Here is a 16,855-nt window from a genome sequence, read left to right as displayed (position 1 = left end):
TTGCTAAATATTGATGATTGAAAGTAGGAATGCGTTCAATCGAAAATAAAACTTCGCTCAGGATACGAATTCTTATTTGGTGTTCAATTTCTTAACTCTTTTTCGCTTGGCGAGCTTCAAACGCGGCCAATTGTTCAGGCGTCGCTTTCGGTTGATGGTTAGCTTTCCATTCATCGTAAGTCATGCCATAAACACGTTCACGTGCATCGTCTAAATCTAAATCGACTCCCATCAATTCAGCTTCTGCTGCATACCATTTGCTAAAGCAATTTCGGCAAAAGCCAGCCAAGATCATTAGGTCGATGTTTTGCACGTCTTTATTGTTGTCTAGATGAGATAATAGGCGACGAAATGAAGCGGCATCTAGCTTGTCTTGTTCTTCTTGAGTTAGTTGCTTGTATTTGAATTCAGCCAAAACTCTTTCCTTTTCAAGTTAATGATTATCCTTAATTAGAGTCTACACGGCTGCGAGATTGACGCCAATACTCATTCACTCTGGTTTGAGTATGTACCCCTCATATTTCTAGGTCCTCGTAGGATAATAAAATTACAACTAGACCGGTCGGTCTGTATTGTGTATTATTCATTCAACACTTCAAATTAGACAATCAGATCATTGAAGCAGTAAACCGGAGAGAGGAGATCAAAGCATGACATTAGCATTTGAAACATACTTGGCTATTGGTTTATCGATGGCGTTGTTAAGCCTTTGGAAAACCTATTCAGGGCCTGCTATTGCCGCGTTTCTATCTTACTCCTACCCAGAAATGCTGTTGTTTAATTTAATCCCAGCGATGATTGCTGCGTATGCAGGTTGGAAAATTGCTCCCGTCTATTCAACTTTATTTAAGAAACAAAAAGGCGCTGTCTTTAAACCTAAGCTCAGGAAATTCATGAAAAAATGGAATCAATATGGTCAACTTTCAATGGCTATTTTGGCTCCTGTTTTAGTCGGAATTCCGAGTTATACCTTTGTTTCGAAAAGATTGAATCAAAGTGGCGTGAAAACATTTGGCATGCTGACATTGTCTATTTTAGGCTGGAGTAGCTTGGCTTATAGCTGTTTTGCATTCCTAGATGTTGGTCAGTATGTGGCGATAGAGAACATTATTCCCGAGTCTGTTCTTGAGAATATTCAGCAATAAATAGATCAATTTACACAACTTGCAGTGAGCAAAACGCAGTCTAACTCCTAACACGTAAAGTGTTCATGTTGTTTCGTTGCCATTGGCGATTTGAAAGCTATTATCCCCCTAGATATCCTCATTGAGCTCTCGCTCGGTTTTAAGTACCAAACATTTCAACGGCTCATTTAATGACCAAGTCATCTATATCTATACTGATACTTAAATCGGCTCTTACCGGTTCTTGTAGTATCAGTAATGATCTCCCCAAAACTTGTCGAGCGTTCGCATTTTAACCCCTCACTAATCAGATCTATATTCCATATCCCAATGCGTTTCAGCTTCGAATATGTAAACCGATCAGTCTAATTCTGACAAAGTTGACAATATTCTGACTAGACCGGTCGGTTTGTCGCGTTTATTATATATACAACGTCGAGACGACATAACTTTAAACGGTGAATTCCATATGAATAGATCAATCATTATTGCTGGTTCGAGTGGCTTAGTTGGACGAGAAACGCTGAGTACTTTATTAGGCAGTCAGAATATCAGTACTGTTTACGCACTGTCTCGACGTGAACTCAATACGCAACATCAGAAATTGAAGCAGATAATTGACAGTAATCTAAGTGTTCCTGCAATCCATTTAGATTCAGATCTTCCGGACGTTGGGATTATCGCTTTAGGTAGCACGATTAAAAAATCGGGTACCAAAGATAAACTTCGCGCAATTGATGTTGACCTAGTCGTGTCGACTGCAGCAAACATGAAAGATCTTGGAGTGAAACACCTGATCGTCGTGTCATGTCTTGGAGCTGATAGTAAAGCTCGCTCACATTACCTTCGCTGCAAAGGGGAGATGGAAAATGACGTTGAATTACTAGATTTTGAGAAAACGACTTTCCTACATCCGGGCCCGTTGGCGGGGGATCGACAGGAGAAGAGAACTGATGAAAAGTTACTTCAAGGTGCTCTTAAGGTACTTAAGCCGATGATGATCGGCAGAATGAAAAAATATCGACCAATTCAAGCATCGAATATTGCAAACAGCATTTTGGTTCATTTGACATTTCCGAGCTCAAGAAAGGTGGAGAGATTAGATTCTCTCGACATGATGAAGCTAGCGTCTTAGCCCCATCTCGGCATGAGCGAGTACCTGCGATGTTTAAACCTGAATGTAGGAAGAGATACCAATGAGATACAAAGTAACATTTTTGTTGATGACTCTTGTGATGGCCGGGGAAGCGTTCAGTCATGAGCTAAAAGCCGAGTCTTCTCATGCGCAATTTGATTCGTGGGTATACGATGATTATCGAATGGTCGCAGAAAATACTCGCACATTATGGTTTGTCGACTATTACGATATTAGACACTTGAAAAGCAAAGAAGGTGATAGCGCACTTCTATTGACGTTTACGCCTGAGAAGTTAACACAAGGAAAAGTCACAACAGCCACGATTGAGGCGCTGGAAGAGTCAAACCCAGGCATCAATATGAAAGACTCAAATATTCAAAAACTAATGGATAGCCTATCCATGCCGCTGATTAAAGGCGATGTGATTGCCATTATCTACAGAGGGGAAACGATGCAGATTCAATATAACAATGACGTTGTGTATCAGGCTAAAGCATCTTCAAAACAGAGTGTTGCTTTAAGGAATATCTGGCTAGGCGAGACCCCTGTTGATGATTTGCTATAACAGCCAACTAAAGTGGGGCAAGTTCCTCATGATAATGGTGTTAACTTTGCCATCGTTCGTTGCTATGAGTGGAGAAAATATGATGACGAGAATTGAGAAAGCTGAGTACAGAGAGTTTGCGAAGGGACTTAAGTATGAGTTGGTATTTCGAAACTTAGGTAAACAGGTATTTTCTGAACTCAAACATAACCCGCCAGGCAGTATGACAGCAAACAGCTTGGACTTGCTCAGTAAAATGGAGCAACACAATACCATTGTGATGAACCCTGTCCGCAAACAACATGGCGTTGATAGCACTATTCATTGTAAAGATAAGTTTTTTGCTAAAACAGTGACGTTGTCTTTGAAAGTGATGCCATATTTAGGGGCGAGATATTTAGAGGGCAGCGCAGAGCGATTTGTTCATCAGCTCAAGGATATTCAAGCATCCAGCCCAGTCGGTTATGAAAAAGAAATGACTTATATGGTTGAGCATGAAAAAGCGCTGTATGGGTACTTAGTCCATTTGAATGATGGTGACCTAAAGCGCGCCCACTCGGTCCTTGAAGACTTTGTTTCCGAACATAATATTCAATAGATTTGATTGTTTCGTTTGCCTTCAATCATTTTCAAACTCTAGAGAGGTTATCTATGAAAAAACTGTCTTTAATTGCTTTGTTTGTTCTGCCCATTCTAGGTTGCGAAACGACCGTTGATCAGAACGCTCATCAATCTCAACTAAATGCCGTTGATGATAGTGTGCTCATTGTTGATCGAAACGCTGAAGATAACGGGTTAGATAAAGTGTTAACTATCGACCATTCTCGATTAGCAGAACAGGCAAGTGAATATTTAGCACCAAGTCGAGTGGACTTTTATACCGACGACCAGCTGAATATTCAGTTGCTCAAAGACAGTTTACAAGTAGGGCTCGATTTACCATTTCGTGTTTTGAATTATGTTGAAAATGGCGAGCAAAAAGTAATTTATACCGATGCTCAGTTTATTCAAAAGCGACACGGAATAATGGATAACGAAGCCCTTGAGCAGTACGCAGAAAAAACGGCATCGCTAACTAATGGGCTAGATAACATTGCACCAGTTCAGAGCGAAGGCTTAACAAAGAACTACGGCATTGAAACATTAGTATCAGAGTATGATTTTGAAACGACACTGAACAATATTAAACGAGATGTTCTTGCTCAAGGTGACACGGTTTGGTTTATGAACTGGGATTTTAAGGCTAGAGCAGAAGCGATTGGTGAGTCACTACCTAATGCGACCCTGCTCGTTTTTGGTGGGCCAGCGCCAGGTGCAAAAGCAATGACCGATTTCCCAAGTATTGGATTGGATGCTTTTGGCCAAAAAGTATTAGTGACTGAAGAAAACGGTCAAGTGACGGTTGCTTACAATAATATTGTCGACATGTCTGAACTCCATTATCAGGACAATGCAATTTCTCATAAGGTCATCAACTTTCGATTGGGTAAAACTCTCGGCGGTGCGGTAGAAAAATAATCTATCGCCTTACGATTTATATCGATAATTAACATCTAATTAATTCACATTAATAAAAATCCATGTTTTTAAAATTATGGCGTGGCTTTTTATTACCTAAAAACAACGGCTAATTTAATAGCCTAATTTTAACGCTGCCATTTTGGCATTGAAAATTAACCATTGGAATATCATGAAAACACAATTTTTAACATTATCTTCTTTATTTGTTATTTCTTTTTCTAGTGTAGTATCTGCAAACGATACAACGAATGCAGAAAATGTAGAACAAGAGGTACAAGCTGAAAATAATTATCACAATCAAGATATCAGAAATGTTCAGAGTAGTATTAAAGCTGGATACGATACACAAGAGTTTGATCGATATGACGTGAATATAATAGGCGTTGAAGCTACCTACGGTATTAATGATAAAGCTAGCATCGGTTTAAGCTACGATACTCTTGATATTGACTTTGGTAATGATAAATTAAATGACCATTATGATAGAGAAGATGTCATTACACTATCTGGCCAATACAATATTTCAAATAACATTGTTATTGATGGTGAGTGGAATATCTCTGGAGACTACGACAATCTTACCGTCGGTGGTAACTACGTCGCTGATGCTGGCTTTGGTGCATGGAACGTGGGCGCCAACTATTCAACGGGTGATGTGAGCGACGGTTTTGACCTAGAAGCGGGCGTTTTGGTGCCATTTGGTAACATGTATTACCGCGGTGATTTTACTTACTTCTTGGATTCTGATGTCGACACTGTGTTTGAAAATGCTCTGGGTTGGACTAACGGCAATGTTGATGTGAATGCATCCGTAACTATGTATGAATTTGACGATACCTCTGTTGGTATCGAATTCGGTTACTATTTCTAAGTTGTAGGTAGATGAAATGAAAATCTTCAGTAAAAAGAGCTCAATCAAGCTTGCGGGTATCCTGTTACTTGTCCCAATTCTTAGCGGTTGTGTCGGTAGCAATTTCACGACTAAAAAGTTAATGGAATTCAACATAAAGGTTGTTGATAACCGCTATGCACGTGGCGGTGTTAACTTCTTATTGGTACCCGTTTATGGCTTTACAACATTGGCAGATTACTTCGTTGTTAACTCAATCGAGTTCTGGACGGGGTCAAACCCTTTCGACGGCACTCCGCATATCTTTGATAGTAAAGTCGAGACAATGATTGATATTAATGGAGATCTTGATCCTTCACTGCGTGATGCACCGATTGATCCTCTGACGTACCACAACATTGAAGACAGCCACATAAGAACCATTGACGAAAATACTATTGAGATGGAAGTGACTTATGTTGACGGCACTTCTTCAACGGTAACCGGCGTGAAGGAAGGTGCAAACGTTAAGTACTTTGTTGATGGTGAGTTTGTCTCTGAAACCTCTGTAGAGGCGTTATCAGAAGCATTTGAAGTGAGCTCATAATCATCCATTGTTAAAGTGAACTTTATTGTTCACCTATTATTTCTAATATTTACGATTAATAATCAAACTTTCAGGATATTAATATGAATCAATTTGGCGTGACGGGTTTTATTGTGAAAAGTAGCCTGACTAAAAAGAACATTCAACCTGTCGATGATATTTCTTATCCGGGGTGTAGCTTTTTAGTGCAAACAGATAACTTTCTAGTGTCATGTTGTTCATTAGATAAATATATTGATAATGCGTTTGAAACTCTGTTTAACACAAAAGGTAAAGTTAAACTGGAAGGGTTTTTGTTTGTAGATACTTATAGTGATAATGCATCTTTGTCTGTAGTGACAAAAATAACACAGTAACAGCGATTAATAAGTTTCTTAATAGGGGCTTGTTATAAAGAAAAAGGACGAAGTTAACTTCGTCCTTTTTGTTATTGTAAACTTGTTAGTTAATGAACTTAAGCCAGTTCACCCGTTTGAGAGAAAGCTTCCAACTTCGCTGCGTAAGGTTGTAGGTCACCAATGTTGTTGTTCACCCACTCGTCATTGAAGTAAGTGTCTAGGTAACGCTCGCCGCTATCGCAAAGCAAAGTCACGATAGAGCCTTTCTCACCGCGCGCTTTCATCTCGCTTGCCAGTTGAAGCACACCGTACATATTCGTACCCGTAGATGCGCCAACCTTGCGACCAAGAATGTCTGACAACCAATGTGTCGTAGCGATGCTTGCTGCGTCTGGAATCTTACGCATTTCGTCAACCACACCAGGAATGAAGCTTGGTTCTGCTCGTGGGCGACCGATGCCTTCAATCTTGCTGAATGTGTTGCCTTTCACATTCGTATTGCCCGTTTTGAAGTACTCATGGAATACTGAATTCTCAGGGTCGACAACACAAAGCTTAGTCTCATGCTGTTGGTAACGAATGAAGCGGCCGATCGTTGCTGAAGTACCGCCTGTACCCGGGCTCATTACTACCCAAGTTGGAACCGGGTGATCTTCCATCTGCATTTGATTGAAAATCGAGTTCGCGATGTTGTTGTTACCACGCCAGTCAGTTGCGCGTTCAGCGTAAGTAAATTGGTCCATATAGTGGCCATTAAGTTCCGTCGCTAAGCGGCGAGACTCGTCGTAAATCTCATCTGAACGGTCAACAAGGTGTGCTTGGCCGCCGTAGAATTCAATCTGTTCAATTTTCTTCTTCGCTGTGCATTTTGGCATTACCGCAATAAACGGAAGACCAAGTAGGCGAGCAAAGTACGCTTCAGACACCGCTGTGCTACCAGATGAAGATTCAATGATCGTGGTTTCTGGGCCAACCCAACCGTTACATATAGCGTATAAGAACAGAGAACGCGCCAAACGGTGCTTCAAAGAGCCTGTTGGGTGTGTGCTTTCATCTTTAAGGTAGATATCAATGCCTTCGATGCTTGGAAGGTCTAGCTTGATAAGGTGCGTATCCGCTGAGCGTTGGTAGTCGGCTTCAATTTTACGAATCGCGTTGTTAATCCATTGATGGTCAGTGCACATAAGCGTTCTCCTGATCTTGTGTAGGAATTCTTTGTAATTGGTATGGTTATAATTTAGCTAGAACTGGAGAGAAAAACTTTGCCATATTTGCTTTGTTTTGACTAAAATGTAGAAAATTATTCTATTTAAATGCGATTTGGTGAAAGTGTGATAGATGCCGTAGATAAAAAAATATTAGGGTTGTTACAGGAAGACAGCACGCTGTCACTGAACGATATTTCTGAAGCCGTTAACCTCACGACAACGCCTTGCTGGAAGCGTCTCAAGCGTCTTGAAGAGAACGGCATCATCGAAAAGAGAGTGGCGTTGCTCAATCCTGAGAAGTTAGATCTTTCTTTTACCGCGTTCGTATTGGTTAAGACCAGTGATCATTCTCATGAGTGGTATGGGCGCTTTGTGAATACCGTGTCGGACTTTCCAGAAGTTATGGAGTTCTATCGCATGGCTGGTGAGTATGATTATATGATGAAGGTGCAGGTTAAAGACATGAAGTGCTTTGATGACTTCTACAAGCGCTTGGTTAACAGCATTGATGGGATTTCTAATGTGACTTCAACGTTTGCTATGGAGCCATTGAAGTACACAACGGCATTACCACTATAGTTAGTTTTAGCACCACGCTACATATTGTCTCAGTTTAGACATCGCCTCTGCGATAAAGAAAAGGATTATTCATGTTTGCAAAAGTCTCTACCGCTATCCAATTGGTGTTAGCTGTCTCCATTTTTTATTTGGGCTACACCATCTACTCGTTCACCAATAAAGTCGGTGAAATCGTCGATACTTACCCGCAGGTTATCGAGGATTTATCGGGCCTCACCAAAGGGTTAAAAGTAGAAGAGATGTTAGCGTTTGCTGAGCATGTCAGTGAATTGGCTCCTCAGGTGTTAGACACGGTTGATGAAGTGAGAAAGACCATCGACCAAGTTAATCAAACCGTTTCGTCTGTTGATGGCAAAATTCCCGCGATTTTGGATGAAGTGAAAAACGTTCGCACCGAAGTTGAGCAGGTAAGAACCGAAGTTATCCCACCAACGCTGACTGAATTGAAACGCTACCGTGTCGATGTGATGCCACCAATGCTTGCGGAAAGTAAATCTTACCGCGAACAGACTATCCCTGTTGTTGTGGCTGAATCTGAAATGCTGAGAGCCGAAGTGCCGGGTATCTTGGATCAAGCAAACTTACTAGCAGATAAGAGTAAAGCACTCGCTCAGGGCGCTGCCGAAGGTGCTGTGAAAGGGGTGGTGCTGTCACCATTTAACCTGCTTAGAGATGCGGGAGACGGCATTAAAACGCGAGTTCAAAGTGAGTTCGAGCCAACGCTAGAAACTGAATAGAGTTTATTGATTCTTGAACAATGATTGTTCGTTGATGTCATGAATAGAAAGGGGCTAGGTATGATACCTAGCCCCTTGTTATTTGGTGTGCGAGTTGATTGTCTTATTTAGTAAAGCGCATCACACCTTCTTGAACGGCGGTCGCTACTAGCTCACCTTTCTGGTTATAGATCTCGCCGCGCACTAAACCGCGAGTGTTAGCCGCGGTCGGGCTTTCAATCGCGTAAAGTAACCATTCGTCCATCTTGAACGGGCGGTGGAACCAGATTGAGTGGTCAATCGTCGCAACTTGGAAGTTTGGCGTCATGATAGACACTTCATGAGGATGAAGTGCCGTCACCAAGAATCCCCAATCCGATGCGTAAGCAAGCAGGTATTGGTGAATAAGTTGGTTATCTGGCAGCGCACCATTCGCTCTCACCCAAAGGTACTGCTTTGCTTCGGTCTTTTTAGGCTTCAGCGGGTTAACAACCGTTACTGGGCGCATCTCAATCGGCTTTTCGCCACAGAAAGTCTTACGTAGTTTCTCTGGCAAGAACTCAGCAATGTGGCTCGCTAGCTCCGTTTCAGAGGCAAAGTTCTCTGGTCCTGGGATGTTTGGCATTTCATTTTGGTGTTCAAAACCTGGAGCATCACCATGGTAAGAAGCCGTGAGATAGAAAATAGGGCGGCCATTTTGAATCGCTTTAACACGGCGTGTGCTGAAGCTGCGTCCATCTCTTAGGTTCTCAACATCGTAAATAATTGGCTTTTCAGGATCGCCGGGAAACAGAAAATAACTGTGGAACGAGTGAACACTGCGGTCATCTTGAACAGTGTAACGAGCAGCCGAAAGCGCTTGTCCCAATACCTGACCGCCGTAAACTTGTGGCAGACCAAGGTTCTCACTTTGCCCACGGAATAAACCTTCTTCCAGTTTCTCTAGCTGAAGTAAACTTAGTAATTCTTGTAAAGGTTGACTCATCGCCAGCATTCCTCTTCGTAAAATGGATGTCAGATTATGGTGTTAATCATTAAGATTAGTCAGATATCTGTCAATAAATCATAGGGTTTCAAGACAGAATATGAAAGCTCTCTTATAATTGGTGGGTAGATTTGCCGAGTCCGGCAAACATGTTGAGAGAAATTGAATATGAAAAAGGCTCTAATTCTTATTACGTCTTTAGTATCGTTTGGCCTACTTGTTGGCTGCCAAGCAACATCAGAAACGAACGCTTCTCAGGAAGTTGTTGCAGAGAACACTCAAGTGATTTCAGGCACAGTAAGCTATCGCGAAAGAATTGCATTGCCAGAGAATGCAGTGGTTACCGTTACGCTAGAAGATATTTCACTGGCTGACGCACCATCGACTGTTATCGCAACTCAAGAATTCACCACTGACGGTAAGCAAGTACCGTTTGCATTCGAGCTGAGCTACGACAACAACAAAATTCAACCTAACCACCGTTACAACATGCGCGCATCGATTCATGTTGACGGCAAACTGCGTTTCACAACTGACACGATTAAGTCAGTAATTACTGATGTAGAAAATACACAACAAGCAGACCTACGCTTGGTTGGTGTTCGTTAATTAGAAATGGATGCCACAGTTAAGGCATCTTAATTAACGTCTTTCGATCGATGGCAGCTCTAGGGCTGCCATTTGTATATTCTGAGTTTGACCTTTCCTGCATCACTCACTTCTATCCCTTCTTCAACCAGATGTTTCTTCTGGCGATCAAACGAATCCCCCTTCAAAGAGATCTCGCCTTTGCTGTTGATCACACGATACCAAGGCAGTTTGCTTCCTTCTGGTAAATTACCCAGCACTTTTCCTACATGCCGTGCATAGCCCGGAAATCCTGAAAAACGTGCTATGTCTCCATAAGTTGTTACTTTCCCATATGGAATTTGGTGAATCACAGCAAAGATTTGGCTCAAAAATTGGTCCATACTAAATGTTCCTAGTTCATTAATACCACGGATCGGTAGAAGGAGAGAGCTATGGTTTTTTCGACATTTCAATTTCTAATTACAACATTATTAGCCGTTGTTTGCGCTAGAGCAATCAGTTTAAGTGAAGGGGACATCCCAGTGCTTGCTATGGTCATTCCTGCATTATGGATTCTGCCGCAGGGTGGTATCGCAGGTTTAGCTTTGCTTGCAGCCATGACGACTTACGGTTTAACCCTTCCTTTACAGCCAATCACGCTTTCAGTCAGTGCATGGGTGTTGTTCCCACTGCTTATGGTTGTTTTCTCAAGACGCAGCAGTTTGTCCGTCGTGATTATTTCAGGTTTGATTGTCACCACCTTACAGGTTGGGATTATGGTCACGCAATCGGCAGGAAAGCTTGATGGCGCGCCTTGGATCACCACACTGCAAACCTTGTCTATCATCGTGATTTGGTGGGCAGCGAATCATCTGAAACCCGCGAGTCGACACAGCTGGTGGTCATTGGGCTTGATATTGCCATTATGGATAGCCGACTTACCTTATGCAGCTTTGGTGGCCTTGTGTGTCACGGGCATCATGGCATCGATGGAAACGCTCAATCGATTGAAAACTTTCCGTTGGAACAAGCTCCTGTGTTGGACTCTGCCCACGGTTGGCTTTGCTGCTCTAGTGATAACGCCAAGCATTGAAGTACCAAGCCCTGTATTCGTAGTCTGGCTATGTTTGTTAGGAACGGCGTGGATGACGGACTACATTATTCGAACGGAAGAGAATGAAGACGCCGACCTCTAGTTGTGAGTCAGTAATGGTTCGTTTTTCCTGAACATAGCTAAGCACACGCAGTTTGAATGAATGTGTTGTGAAACAAAGATAAAGGTGATGCTTTATCCGACAGTTTTACTGTGTGTTGGGTAAAGGGTAATCACTTAAACCACATTTGTTTAAAAAGAGTCGCTTTGTGCTTGCAATGGTTGCTGCGATGCTTAATAATCCAATCACTCTTTGAGGCAAGCCTCTTAGAAAAAGAATCTATGGAGGCTCTGGTCCTCCCGCAACACTAACTTGTGAACTCGGTCAGGCCTGGAAGGGAGCAGCCGCAGCAGGCGACGTGTGTGCCGGGATGTGGCTGGGGCTTCCACCCATTAAAAAAGCCGCTCTTAATGAGCGGCTTTTTGCTATCTGAAGCTTTTTAACTGTAGTTTTTAAATAACGTCTTCAAGTCTATTCATCTGCGATTCTAGCCCTTATTTGGTTCGCACCAATCGTTCTTTATCTAATAACGCGCGTTTACGTTCTAATCCCCAGCGATAGCCACCTAGTTCACCGTTACTTCTTAGTACACGGTGGCAAGGAATTAGCACACCAATTCGATTCTTACCACAAGCAGATGCTACGGCACGAATAGCTTTTGGTTTGTCGATCTCATCGGCCACTTCACTGTAGCTAACAATATCGCCTTCTTTAATACTCAGTAAAAATTGCCAGACCTTAATTTGAAATGCGGTGCCTCGAATATCGAGTGGCAAATCAGGTCTTGGGGCACCTTGGCTGATGTGTTGGTCGAGTGCTTCTATCCAGTAATCCAATGCGGGTGTATCTTGTGAAGCTGAAACCGTTAACTCAGCCTTCGGGAATTCACTACTTAATTGCTCTAATAGTCTTTGTTCATTATCCCCAAATTGCACGAAGCAGACGCCTTTATCGGTCGCGGCCATCATCATGAAACCGAGTGAAGTTTGGCGACATGCGTAATTGATCGCTTCGCCTGCACCTCCAGAACGATACGCTTTTGGCGCCATACCGATGTTGCGCGTGGCTTCTCCATAAACACGACTGATTGAGCCAAAACCAGAAGCGTAGATGGCATCAGTTACGCCGTCCCCCTGTTTTAGAGAACTCTTAAAGTGACGCATTCGAACGGCATCTTGATACGCTTTGGGTGACACCCCAAATGCCTCTTTGAACAGCCTTTGTAATCGAGAAGGAGACAGCTCTGTAATTTCACTTAAGCTAGAAAGTGTGAGTTTTTCATCAGCATGAGCTTCAATGTGTCGTGCAACCTCAACCAATTTTTCTACTCGAGAGTTTCCTAGAGAAGGGTCGCAGCGTTTGCATGGCCTGAAGCTTGCTAACATCGCCATTTCTATGCTTTCAAAGAACCTCAAGTTCTCAGGTTTGGCAGGCCTAGCCGAACACGATGGCAAACAATAAACACCTGTTGTGATAACGCCATAGAAGAATTGCCCGTCGAAAGACTGGTCTCGGGTGGCGATCGCTTTTCTCATTTCGAGCTCTGTTGGCATTGGCATCGTTTAATCTCTACTTAATTACTGGTCTACCATTATCTAACCGTATGTTCGGTGCAGGTTCCATCCGTTTCTTGCTGACTAATTTTTATTATAAGCACTTGAGGTTTAATCGATCTTGGATTGAACAAAATAGATATAACGCAAAATTCGGATGTTTTGTATTTCTGTGGGTCGCTAAGATTTATCACATACCAATTATTAGAGAGTGAACTGAACCATGACATCGACTATCAATATCTCAATGAATGCCCGAGTGTGGGCAATGCTGATTCTTCTTTCCATGTTGTGGGGAGGATCATTCTTCTTCGTTGGTATTGTGGTTACTGATCTTCCTCCGTTAACCATAGTTGCACTCAGAGTGGGAATTGCTGCCATCACTTTGTGGATTATTGCTTTGATGATAGGGCTTCGCCCACCTAAGGAGCTCCGTGTTTGGGGAGCTTTTTTAGGAATGGGCTTACTCAACAATGTTGTTCCGTTCGCGCTTATCGTGTGGGGGCAAACTCAAATTGCATCCGGGCTAGCATCGATCCTCAACGCCGCGACACCGATCTTCGCGGTTGTGGTGGCAGGAATGCTCTTGCCTGATGAGCGTGTCACACCGTTAAAGCTTACGGGTGTTGGTATTGGTTTTGTTGGAGTGGTTGTGATGATAGGCCTACCTGCTTTGAGCGGCGGTGGTAGTTTAATCGCTCAGTTGGCGATCATCGCGGCTGCTTTGTCATACGCTTTTGCAGGAGTGTATGGACGTCGATTCAAAGTCATGGGCATCAATCCAATTATTACGGCGGCAGGGCAAGTGACTGCATCAACGATTGTATTAATCCCTGTCGCATTAATGGTGGATGGTCCACTTGATGTTGTGGCAATGAGCGTAGACACTTGGGCGGCTATCGTTGGACTTGCCGTTTTATCGACAGCGGTCGCTTATGTTCTTTATTTTAAAATTCTCGAGACGGCAGGGGCAACCAATGTGTTACTTGTGACCTTGTTAGTGCCTGTTTCCGCCATCTTGCTTGGTTCGCTGTTCCTCAATGAGTCGTTAGAAGTGATTCACTTTGTTGGAATGTTGTTGATCGCCATTGGCTTGTCAGCCATCGATGGAAGGTTATGGCGTCGTATTAAATTGGCAAAAGCTTAAGTTTTGGCTATCGCATTGAGGCAAAAGAACAAAGCTTTGTAATCTCAAATACTATCAAGAGTCGTGTATTCCTAAAGGGTACACGACTTTTTTCTTATCTAAATTTCTTTTTATATCTTTCATAAACAGTAGCTTGCTGTACTTCTCACAAGATCTTTAAGACCCTTTTCTTTGATTTATGTTGCATCTGAAACAAAATTAAATATACTGAGCGCATTACTTTGTTGTAGGTGAAACATTATGGCTAATAAAGCGTATCAATGGATGCTCTATCTAACACTTGGCACCAGTGCCTTGTTTGCTCTTTTCTTGGTGGCAAGTGACAACCTTGCGCCGTTCACAACTCAAGCTCAATTGCACATTCCAACCAGCCGTATTGCTGCAGAAGTGTCGGCGCCAGTAGTGGAGTTGGCTGTTAAGAATGGTCAGGATGTCAAGAAAGGGGACTTGCTAGTTCGCTTAGATCCAACTCGCTTTGAATTGGCGTTAACTCAGGCTCAAGCGGCTTTGGTTGAAGCAGAACAAAGCTATGAAGCAAACAAGCAACACTTGCATGGTGCAGAAGCGACGTTACGTCAGCGTCAACACGAGGCTGTAAATGCCGAGAGAAAGTTGAAGCGGAATCAGCAATTGATTTCGAGAAAGCTTGTTAGCCAAGAAACGCTAGACGACAGCCGAGCGGATACGATTGTAAGACAACAAGCCGTCGAAGCTGCGCAAGCCGATATTGAGCAGATAAAAGCTGAGCTCGCGAAAAGCAGCGACAACGGTGCTTTGGCTGTTGCTCGAACTCGCGTTGAACTGGCGCAATTGGATTTGGACAAAACGACAATCGTCGCGCCTGTTGATGGCGTAATCAGCAACCTCAACCTTAACTCTGGAACCTATGTTGGCGCTGGCAGCCCCGTTTTGTTTTTGGTTGATCGCCAGCATGCTTGGATTAACGCAGACTTCAACGAAAAAGGCAGTGCAAATCTTACCGCGGGAACAACCGTTCGTTTGGTGTTTGATGCGATGCCTGGTGAGGTGTTTGAGGGGAATATTCAAGGTCGTGAACTGGCTATCTACGATGCAAGCAGCGACAACAGCGGCCTAGCGAAAGTCGTGAATGATGACCGCTGGATTCGAGACCAACAAAAAGTGCGTACACAAGTAACGCTACCTTCACTTGATCACTCATTGTTCTCAGGTTCTAAAGTGAGCGTGATGGTGGTACCTGAAGCGACGTTTTGGGATGTTATCGGAAGTGCGTGGATGGAAGTATTGGCTCGCATTCGTTACTTAGTTTAACTGTGCTTTTCAATCATAGACTAACTTACCATCCACTGACGAAATAACGATTCACGACCTAAGAGGCAGATTATGAATAACGAAGTTCGAGGCTCGATTAACTGGTCTGAAGTAGCTTGGATCAGCGCTATCGTGTCATTGGGTATGTTGGCTCAACTTTGGTTACAACTTGGTGTTGCGGCGTATCTCGCTCTTTATCCTGTGATGGCAGCGACCAAGGTTAATGACTACTCAGTGCGAGGTATGCTCAAAGCGTTTCTCCCTATCTTGGGTGTCGCTTGTGTTGCTCTGCTTGTCGATCAGTTATTTGCCTCACATCCGGCAGTGGTTTGGGTGATCAGTTTATGGGTATTTGATTTAGCAAGAAGGTGGGCCGACACGCCGGCCAAGCTTGGGAAAATCTACATCCCATTGCTCAACTGGTTTTTGGTGATTGTGTTTGCACAACATGGCCCAATGCCGATGACTGACTGGGTTCGCGATATCGCAGTCAGCATGGTGACTACCATGGTTGTGGTGAGATTTGTGATGCTGTTCTTGAAGCCGCCCAAAGCGATGTCGCCGCCGCCAATGCAAAGTGTACCAGTGACGTACCAACAGCGAGTGATATATGTGGTCATGCTCGGTGTTGGCTTAGCATTTTTGATGATAGTCGACTTGATCGCCGCGACATTCTGTATGATGCCTGTGATCATTGCGGCTGCACAAAGTGAACGCATGAACTATCAAATGGTGGTGAAAAACTGTTTGCAAGCCCACGTTGGTGGTTGTGCTTTAGCGCTGGTCTTCGTCACCTTGTTAGCTGGGCAACACTCCTATAATTGGGTGTATATCATTGGACTCACAAGCTTGGTGACCATGATAGCAATTTGGATTAGCGGCAGTCGTGGCGGTGTGCGAGGTATGCATACTGAAGCGATGTTAGGAACTATGCTACCATTGCAACTCTATGTTTCAGCAACCGATCTTGGTTTGCAAGATATCTACTTTCGTGCAGAGTTAATGTCCATCGTGTTGGCATTATTAGTGGTCTACCAAGGAATTATATATGGAAAATCAACCAGCATTATCCATCACCGGAATTGATGCACTCGACAGCAATCCTATGTTCTTAATGGGCTTTGCTTACAAACAATTTCGAGCTCAAATCGCCGCTGAAATGGGCACCACTTCAGGTATTTCTCTAGAGATGTTTGGTGCCCTTCGAGTGTTAGACAAGCATGGCAAAATCACTCAGCAAGAGTTAACCAATTACTTGCTTCGAAATCGCTCTGTGACTAAGCGTTTGGTTGATAACGCGATTAAGCTGAACCTTATTGAGGCGAGCAAGAGTGAAACGAACAAAAAGGTAAAACTGCTCTCTTTAACAGAAGAGGGCAAGAAAATGGCTGCCTATTGTGAGCCTATGGTCGATAGCATCAGCGAGCAGTTTCAGAGCGCGTTGAGTGAAGACGAATCTAAGCAGTTACAGACCTTGTTGGCTAAGCTTGTAAAGACAGACCAATTCATCGACTAATTATGCGGTCGAGGTGTGGGCCCAATAACCATCGAA

21 protein-coding genes and 1 other RNA gene are annotated in these 16,855 nt (G+C 43.2%); 17 read left to right on the top strand and 5 right to left on the bottom strand.

What is annotated here, in order from left to right:
* Nucleotides 1–91: 91 nt before the first annotated feature.
* The gene (locus L1D37_RS05255) at nucleotides 92–415 is read right to left on the bottom strand and encodes a DUF1244 domain-containing protein (protein ID WP_017094028.1); all 324 of its coding nucleotides are present in this window, start codon (nucleotides 413–415) and stop codon (nucleotides 92–94) included.
* Nucleotides 416–650: 235 nt separating this feature from the next.
* Here L1D37_RS05255 and L1D37_RS05250 point away from each other — a divergent pair, with 235 nt between their 5' ends.
* From L1D37_RS05250 to L1D37_RS05215, 8 genes are all read left to right on the top strand, one after another.
* Nucleotides 651–1,145, top strand: a complete 495-nt coding sequence (locus L1D37_RS05250; protein ID WP_048614791.1) for a hypothetical protein — start codon at nucleotides 651–653, stop codon at nucleotides 1,143–1,145.
* 448 nt (nucleotides 1,146–1,593) lie between these two features.
* Nucleotides 1,594–2,259, top strand: a complete 666-nt coding sequence (locus L1D37_RS05245; protein WP_050634818.1) for an NAD(P)H-binding protein — start codon at nucleotides 1,594–1,596, stop codon at nucleotides 2,257–2,259.
* A gap of 61 nt (nucleotides 2,260–2,320) precedes the next feature.
* The gene (locus L1D37_RS05240; protein ID WP_239847144.1) at nucleotides 2,321–2,827 is read left to right on the top strand and encodes a chalcone isomerase family protein; all 507 of its coding nucleotides are present in this window, start codon (nucleotides 2,321–2,323) and stop codon (nucleotides 2,825–2,827) included.
* 79 nt (nucleotides 2,828–2,906) lie between these two features.
* The gene (locus L1D37_RS05235) at nucleotides 2,907–3,404 is read left to right on the top strand and encodes a hypothetical protein (RefSeq protein ID WP_239847142.1); all 498 of its coding nucleotides are present in this window, start codon (nucleotides 2,907–2,909) and stop codon (nucleotides 3,402–3,404) included.
* Between the two features lie 53 nt (nucleotides 3,405–3,457).
* Complete coding sequence (locus tag L1D37_RS05230) at nucleotides 3,458–4,324, top strand: DUF302 domain-containing protein (protein WP_239847141.1); 867 nt, start codon at nucleotides 3,458–3,460, stop codon at nucleotides 4,322–4,324.
* Nucleotides 4,325–4,496: 172 nt separating this feature from the next.
* Nucleotides 4,497–5,198 (top strand): hypothetical protein, encoded by a 702-nt coding sequence (locus tag L1D37_RS05225; protein WP_176681747.1) that lies wholly within the window; start codon nucleotides 4,497–4,499, stop codon nucleotides 5,196–5,198.
* Between the two features lie 16 nt (nucleotides 5,199–5,214).
* Nucleotides 5,215–5,763 (top strand): DUF3332 family protein, encoded by a 549-nt coding sequence (locus L1D37_RS05220; RefSeq protein WP_176681746.1) that lies wholly within the window; start codon nucleotides 5,215–5,217, stop codon nucleotides 5,761–5,763.
* A gap of 83 nt (nucleotides 5,764–5,846) precedes the next feature.
* On the top strand, nucleotides 5,847–6,119 hold the full coding sequence (locus L1D37_RS05215; RefSeq protein ID WP_048609268.1) for a hypothetical protein: 273 nt from the start codon (nucleotides 5,847–5,849) through the stop codon (nucleotides 6,117–6,119).
* 98 nt (nucleotides 6,120–6,217) lie between these two features.
* On the opposite strand, the gene L1D37_RS05210 is transcribed toward L1D37_RS05215, so the two are convergent.
* Nucleotides 6,218–7,285 carry a PLP-dependent cysteine synthase family protein gene (locus L1D37_RS05210; RefSeq protein WP_017631053.1) on the bottom strand — a complete coding sequence of 356 codons (1,068 nt, stop codon included), beginning with the start codon at nucleotides 7,283–7,285 and terminating at the stop codon, nucleotides 6,218–6,220.
* Nucleotides 7,286–7,414: 129 nt separating this feature from the next.
* Here L1D37_RS05210 and L1D37_RS05205 point away from each other — a divergent pair, with 129 nt between their 5' ends.
* Nucleotides 7,415–7,888: an Lrp/AsnC family transcriptional regulator gene (locus tag L1D37_RS05205; protein ID WP_017631052.1), complete on the top strand. Its 474-nt coding sequence runs from the start codon at nucleotides 7,415–7,417 to the stop codon at nucleotides 7,886–7,888.
* Nucleotides 7,889–7,959: 71 nt separating this feature from the next.
* Nucleotides 7,960–8,625, top strand: a complete 666-nt coding sequence (locus L1D37_RS05200; RefSeq protein WP_048658196.1) for a hypothetical protein — start codon at nucleotides 7,960–7,962, stop codon at nucleotides 8,623–8,625.
* A 103-nt stretch (nucleotides 8,626–8,728) separates the two neighbouring features.
* Here the strand turns inward: L1D37_RS05200 and tesB are convergent, their stop codons facing one another.
* A complete protein-coding gene (gene tesB, locus L1D37_RS05195; RefSeq protein ID WP_026084268.1) occupies nucleotides 8,729–9,589 on the bottom strand; it encodes an acyl-CoA thioesterase II in 861 nt (286 codons plus the stop codon).
* A gap of 168 nt (nucleotides 9,590–9,757) precedes the next feature.
* Between tesB and L1D37_RS05190 the strand changes: the two genes are divergently transcribed.
* Nucleotides 9,758–10,198 carry a YbaY family lipoprotein gene (locus tag L1D37_RS05190; RefSeq protein ID WP_239847140.1) on the top strand — a complete coding sequence of 147 codons (441 nt, stop codon included), beginning with the start codon at nucleotides 9,758–9,760 and terminating at the stop codon, nucleotides 10,196–10,198.
* A 59-nt stretch (nucleotides 10,199–10,257) separates the two neighbouring features.
* Here the strand turns inward: L1D37_RS05190 and L1D37_RS05185 are convergent, their stop codons facing one another.
* Nucleotides 10,258–10,560, bottom strand: coding sequence for an MGMT family protein (locus L1D37_RS05185; protein ID WP_239847139.1), 303 nt, complete (start codon nucleotides 10,558–10,560; stop codon nucleotides 10,258–10,260).
* Between the two features lie 51 nt (nucleotides 10,561–10,611).
* On the opposite strand from L1D37_RS05185, the gene L1D37_RS05180 reads away from it, so the two are divergent.
* Entirely contained in the window at nucleotides 10,612–11,355 is a 744-nt protein-coding gene (locus L1D37_RS05180; protein ID WP_017631047.1) for a hypothetical protein, read from the top strand.
* 246 nt (nucleotides 11,356–11,601) lie between these two features.
* Nucleotides 11,602–11,698, top strand: an RNA gene (gene ffs / locus L1D37_RS05175) — signal recognition particle sRNA small type.
* Nucleotides 11,699–11,807: 109 nt separating this feature from the next.
* Here ffs and L1D37_RS05170 read toward each other — a convergent pair.
* Nucleotides 11,808–12,848 carry a methylated-DNA--[protein]-cysteine S-methyltransferase gene (locus L1D37_RS05170; protein WP_239847138.1) on the bottom strand — a complete coding sequence of 347 codons (1,041 nt, stop codon included), beginning with the start codon at nucleotides 12,846–12,848 and terminating at the stop codon, nucleotides 11,808–11,810.
* Nucleotides 12,849–13,089: 241 nt separating this feature from the next.
* Between L1D37_RS05170 and L1D37_RS05165 the strand changes: the two genes are divergently transcribed.
* The 4 genes from L1D37_RS05165 (at nucleotide 13,090) to L1D37_RS05150 (ending at nucleotide 16,819) form a co-directional block, all read left to right on the top strand.
* Nucleotides 13,090–14,013 (top strand): DMT family transporter, encoded by a 924-nt coding sequence (locus L1D37_RS05165; RefSeq protein WP_239847137.1) that lies wholly within the window; start codon nucleotides 13,090–13,092, stop codon nucleotides 14,011–14,013.
* Nucleotides 14,014–14,253: 240 nt separating this feature from the next.
* A complete protein-coding gene (locus tag L1D37_RS05160) occupies nucleotides 14,254–15,303 on the top strand; it encodes an HlyD family secretion protein (RefSeq protein WP_239847136.1) in 1,050 nt (349 codons plus the stop codon).
* Between the two features lie 72 nt (nucleotides 15,304–15,375).
* Complete coding sequence (locus L1D37_RS05155) at nucleotides 15,376–16,389, top strand: DUF2955 domain-containing protein (RefSeq protein ID WP_239847135.1); 1,014 nt, start codon at nucleotides 15,376–15,378, stop codon at nucleotides 16,387–16,389.
* Complete coding sequence (locus tag L1D37_RS05150; RefSeq protein ID WP_239847134.1) at nucleotides 16,352–16,819, top strand: MarR family winged helix-turn-helix transcriptional regulator; 468 nt, start codon at nucleotides 16,352–16,354, stop codon at nucleotides 16,817–16,819. Before L1D37_RS05155 ends, L1D37_RS05150 begins: the two co-directional genes overlap by 38 nt.
* The last annotated feature ends 36 nt before the right edge of the window (nucleotides 16,820–16,855 follow it).

Source organism: Vibrio sp. Isolate33 (assembly GCF_022397895.1).
GTDB classification, from domain to species: domain Bacteria; phylum Pseudomonadota; class Gammaproteobacteria; order Enterobacterales; family Vibrionaceae; genus Vibrio; species Vibrio pomeroyi.
Note: the sequence above shows the minus strand (reverse complement) of the source record. Positions and strands in the feature narration are given on the sequence as shown.

Bases quoted from the DNA above. Each gene is read 5' to 3' on its own strand.
- L1D37_RS05250 (WP_048614791.1), top strand. From the start codon at position 651: ATGACATTAGCATTTGAAACATACTTGGCTATTGGTTTATCGATGGCG.
- L1D37_RS05245 (WP_050634818.1), top strand. From the start codon at position 1,594: ATGAATAGATCAATCATTATTGCTGGTTCGAGTGGCTTAGTTGGACGA.
- L1D37_RS05240 (WP_239847144.1), top strand. From the start codon at position 2,321: ATGAGATACAAAGTAACATTTTTGTTGATGACTCTTGTGATGGCCGGG.
- L1D37_RS05235 (WP_239847142.1), top strand. From the start codon at position 2,907: ATGATGACGAGAATTGAGAAAGCTGAGTACAGAGAGTTTGCGAAGGGA.
- L1D37_RS05230 (WP_239847141.1), top strand. From the start codon at position 3,458: ATGAAAAAACTGTCTTTAATTGCTTTGTTTGTTCTGCCCATTCTAGGT.
- L1D37_RS05225 (WP_176681747.1), top strand. From the start codon at position 4,497: ATGAAAACACAATTTTTAACATTATCTTCTTTATTTGTTATTTCTTTT.
- L1D37_RS05220 (WP_176681746.1), top strand. From the start codon at position 5,215: ATGAAAATCTTCAGTAAAAAGAGCTCAATCAAGCTTGCGGGTATCCTG.
- L1D37_RS05215 (WP_048609268.1), top strand. From the start codon at position 5,847: ATGAATCAATTTGGCGTGACGGGTTTTATTGTGAAAAGTAGCCTGACT.
- L1D37_RS05210 (WP_017631053.1), bottom strand. From the start codon at position 7,285: ATGTGCACTGACCATCAATGGATTAACAACGCGATTCGTAAAATTGAA.
- L1D37_RS05205 (WP_017631052.1), top strand. From the start codon at position 7,415: ATGCGATTTGGTGAAAGTGTGATAGATGCCGTAGATAAAAAAATATTA.
- L1D37_RS05200 (WP_048658196.1), top strand. From the start codon at position 7,960: ATGTTTGCAAAAGTCTCTACCGCTATCCAATTGGTGTTAGCTGTCTCC.
- tesB (WP_026084268.1), bottom strand. From the start codon at position 9,589: ATGAGTCAACCTTTACAAGAATTACTAAGTTTACTTCAGCTAGAGAAA.
- L1D37_RS05190 (WP_239847140.1), top strand. From the start codon at position 9,758: ATGAAAAAGGCTCTAATTCTTATTACGTCTTTAGTATCGTTTGGCCTA.
- L1D37_RS05185 (WP_239847139.1), bottom strand. From the start codon at position 10,560: ATGGACCAATTTTTGAGCCAAATCTTTGCTGTGATTCACCAAATTCCA.
- L1D37_RS05180 (WP_017631047.1), top strand. From the start codon at position 10,612: ATGGTTTTTTCGACATTTCAATTTCTAATTACAACATTATTAGCCGTT.
- L1D37_RS05170 (WP_239847138.1), bottom strand. From the start codon at position 12,848: ATGAGAAAAGCGATCGCCACCCGAGACCAGTCTTTCGACGGGCAATTC.
- L1D37_RS05165 (WP_239847137.1), top strand. From the start codon at position 13,090: ATGACATCGACTATCAATATCTCAATGAATGCCCGAGTGTGGGCAATG.
- L1D37_RS05160 (WP_239847136.1), top strand. From the start codon at position 14,254: ATGGCTAATAAAGCGTATCAATGGATGCTCTATCTAACACTTGGCACC.
- L1D37_RS05155 (WP_239847135.1), top strand. From the start codon at position 15,376: ATGAATAACGAAGTTCGAGGCTCGATTAACTGGTCTGAAGTAGCTTGG.
- L1D37_RS05150 (WP_239847134.1), top strand. From the start codon at position 16,352: ATGGAAAATCAACCAGCATTATCCATCACCGGAATTGATGCACTCGAC.